Origin of the sequence: Streptomyces sp. (genome assembly GCF_031178505.1) — a bacterium.
GTDB classification, from domain to species: domain Bacteria; phylum Actinomycetota; class Actinomycetes; order Streptomycetales; family Streptomycetaceae; genus Streptomyces; species Streptomyces gulbargensis.
Genome location: NZ_JAPSIW010000967.1, coordinates 1 through 2,101, shown reverse-complemented (window position 1 = coordinate 2,101; position 2,101 = coordinate 1). Strand labels below are relative to the sequence as shown.

Genomic DNA, 2,101 nt, shown 5'->3' with positions numbered 1-2,101 from the left:
CGTGGGCACCTCGCCGTTCGCGTCTCGGTACGCTCCTCGCCAGGTGGGTGTCGCCTTGTCCACGCCCGGTGAGGATGTCGAGCCGGCCGGTACCCCGCTCGACCACCCGGCGCAGCGCTCACGATTCGAACGGCCACGGACCTCAACGGCCGGTCGGTGCGTTCCAGTCGACCAGTTGGACGATGACGCCATTGGGGTCGCGGACCTGGAAGGCGCGCTCGCCCCATTCCTCGTCGGTCAGCGGCATGGTGATCGCGACGCCTTCGGAGCGCAGGCGCGCCAGCTCGCCTTCGAGGTCCTCGACGACGAAGGCGAGGATCAGACCTGCGGTGTGCTCGTCGCGCTGGTCTGCCGGGAGGGTCTCCAGCCCCCGCCGCAAGAAGATGACGTTCATGCCGACGTCGTCGCGCGTCAGGGACGCGAAGCCGTCGGCGGCCATCTCCTCGCGGAACCCGAAGTGCTCGACCAGGAAGGCGCTGGATGCGGAGACATCGTCGACGTTGAGCGACACGGCACTAGAGGTGACCTTCACGAGCACTTCCCCCAAGATCGCGCTGAGTGGCAATTGCTGTACAGCGTACAGTGTACGCCGTACAGAGTTGAGTCGCGAGCGAGAAGAGGGCCCCGTGCCGACGGAACGAACCAGCTCGGGCGACCCGGCCCGCACCCTGCGACTGCTGTGGCGCGGCGCCTCCTCCGACCGTCGCCGAGGACCGCGACGGGGGCTGAGCGTCGACGCGGTGGTCGAGGCCGCCACCGCCATCGCCGACGCCGAAGGCCTGGACGCGGTGACCATGCGCCGGGTGGCCAAGGAACTCGGCGTGGTGCCGATGACGCTGTACACCTACGTTCCCGGCAAGGCCGAGCTCCTCGACCTCATGCTCGACGCCGCCTACGCCCGCATGCCCCGCACCGACACCACCGGACAGCCCTGGCGCCAACGTGTCACCGCCATCGCCGAGGAGAACAGAGCCCTCTTCGAACGCCACCCATGGGCCGCGGCCGTCTCCACCCTCAGACCTCCGCTGGGACCGGGGCAGATGTCGAAGTACGAACACGAACTGTCCGGGCTCGACGGCCTCGGCCTCAGCGACGTCGAGATGGACGACTGCCTGACCCACCTCCTCACCTTCGTGCGGGCATGCGCCCGCGCCGTCGCCGACAGCCGCGCCGCGCAGCACGACAGCGCCCTGAACGACCGACAGTGGTGGGAGCTGAACGCCCCGCTCCTCGCCCGGGTCCTCGACGAGGACGCCTACCCCACTGCCGTCCGCGTCGGCGCGGCCGCTGGCGCTGCCCACAACAGTGCGTACGACCCCGCCCACGCCTACAGCTTCGGCCTGCAATGCGTCCTCGACGCCTTCGCCGCCCTGATCGACCGAAGCGGGGACCGCGATGAGCTGATTCGCTGATCGGTCCCTGCGACGCGCGCCCCCGTGCCACCTGCTCCCCGGGCCCCCGCCGTACCCCGATCGGCCGGGGTCGGCGACGCCGACCATGGCCCCGTTCCTCCTGGCCACCGGCTGCGGCGGAGCGACGCCGTCGGACGAGCCCTCTGCCGACCGGCCGGCAGCAGGTGGACGGGCCGGCCGCCGCGGCTCCGGGCACCCGGCGAGAATGCCGGTGCCGGTGTGGCCGGCTCCGTACGTCGCGGGTGGCCGCGCAAGGTGGGTGCGGCGCCACCGCGCAGTCGTCCGGTCCGGTCCCGCGGCTATCGGCGGTCACCTCGTTCGCGCTCGCGGCGCCGCAGTGCGCGACGCTGCTTTCCTGGCAGGGCGGCGGCCAGCTCACCTATCGGGGAGACGTCGTGGCACTCGCCGCCCCGGCCGCCCCGGCACCACCACACCGGCGAGCCGGCCGCGTCCCGGCCGTCCCCTTCGTCTTCGTCCAGGTACCAGTCGCCAGTGGTCCCCGCGGGACGAGGGTGCGTTCCGATCCCGTGTTCCGGGCAGATCGGCCAGACCCGCCAGAGTGTTTCCATGATGGTCTCCTGCGCCGCATCCGCGACCACGGTCAGGACCGTCGTCGCGTCGTCCGGCTCGGGCGGGTCGTCCTCCTCCGGGTCGCACGCGTTCACCGCGTTGCCGTGCCAGCGGCCGTC

At 71.7% G+C, this 2,101-nt stretch carries 2 protein-coding genes and 1 pseudogene; 1 reads left to right on the top strand and 2 read right to left on the bottom strand.

Annotated elements, in window-relative coordinates; genetic code table 11:
• Window positions 1–142 precede the first annotated feature (142 nt).
• Complete coding sequence (locus RIF68_RS35180; RefSeq protein WP_309055627.1) at window positions 143–532, bottom strand: VOC family protein; 390 nt, start codon at window positions 530–532, stop codon at window positions 143–145.
• A 94-nt stretch (window positions 533–626) separates the two neighbouring features.
• Between RIF68_RS35180 and RIF68_RS35175 the strand changes: the two genes are divergently transcribed.
• Window positions 627–1,412 (top strand): TetR/AcrR family transcriptional regulator, encoded by a 786-nt coding sequence (locus tag RIF68_RS35175; protein WP_309055626.1) that lies wholly within the window; start codon window positions 627–629, stop codon window positions 1,410–1,412.
• 299 nt (window positions 1,413–1,711) lie between these two features.
• Here the strand turns inward: RIF68_RS35175 and RIF68_RS35170 are convergent.
• Window positions 1,712–2,101, bottom strand: a pseudogene (locus tag RIF68_RS35170) (hypothetical protein); the annotation flags it as partial.